Below are 708 nucleotides of genomic sequence, written 5' to 3'. Positions count from 1 at the left end.
CTGGCCGCCGAGGAGAGCAGGAAGACGATGACGTTGGCGACTTCCTCGGGCTTGCCGTAGCGGCCCATGGCGATGGTCGAGAGGACATGCTTGAAGAAGGCCGGGTTGCCCTTTTCGATGTTGTCCCAGTCGCCGCCCTCGAAATAGATCGAGCCGGGCGAGACGATGTTGACGCGCACGCCCTTGGGCCCCAGGAACTGGGACAGCTGCGAGCCGTAGGTCACGATCGCCGCCTTGGTGGCGCTGTAGGACATCGGCGCGGCGAAGAACTCGCTGGCCGCCGTCGTCGACATGAACACCATCGAACCCTTGGTCTTCTCAAGGTACGGCGTCACCGCCTCGGCGCCGGTCACCGTGCCCATGATGTCGGCCTGGAAGTTCTCGGCCCACTTGAACGACCAGTTGTTCGGGTCGAAACCGCCGCCCGCCGACACGTTCGGCACGAACATGTCCAGACCGCCCAGCGCGTCCGCCGTCTCCTTGAGCCACTTCACGTAAGCCGCCGTGTCGTTGATGTCGACAACCCCGCCGATCACCTTCACGCCGGTCTTCGAAATCTCGGCGACAGCCTTGTCGACCTCGTCCTTGTTGCGCGCGCAGATGCCAACATTGACGCCTTCCGACGCCAGAAGATCAACTACCCGGCGACCAATGCCCTTCGTCGAGCCCGTCACGATGGCATTCTTGCCCTTTAAACCCAGATCCATG

1 protein-coding gene is annotated in these 708 nt (G+C 62.9%); it reads right to left on the bottom strand.

What is annotated here, in order from left to right:
* Nucleotides 1-708, bottom strand: a 708-nt coding sequence (locus tag WJU21_RS19475) for an SDR family oxidoreductase (protein WP_346325137.1), incomplete at both ends; no start/stop codon positions are given.

The organism is Emcibacter sp. SYSU 3D8 (assembly GCF_039655875.1).
Lineage (GTDB): Bacteria > Pseudomonadota > Alphaproteobacteria > SMXS01 > SMXS01 > RI-34.
The sequence above is the reverse complement of the archived record's forward strand: the minus strand, read 5'-3'. Positions and strand labels throughout refer to the sequence as shown.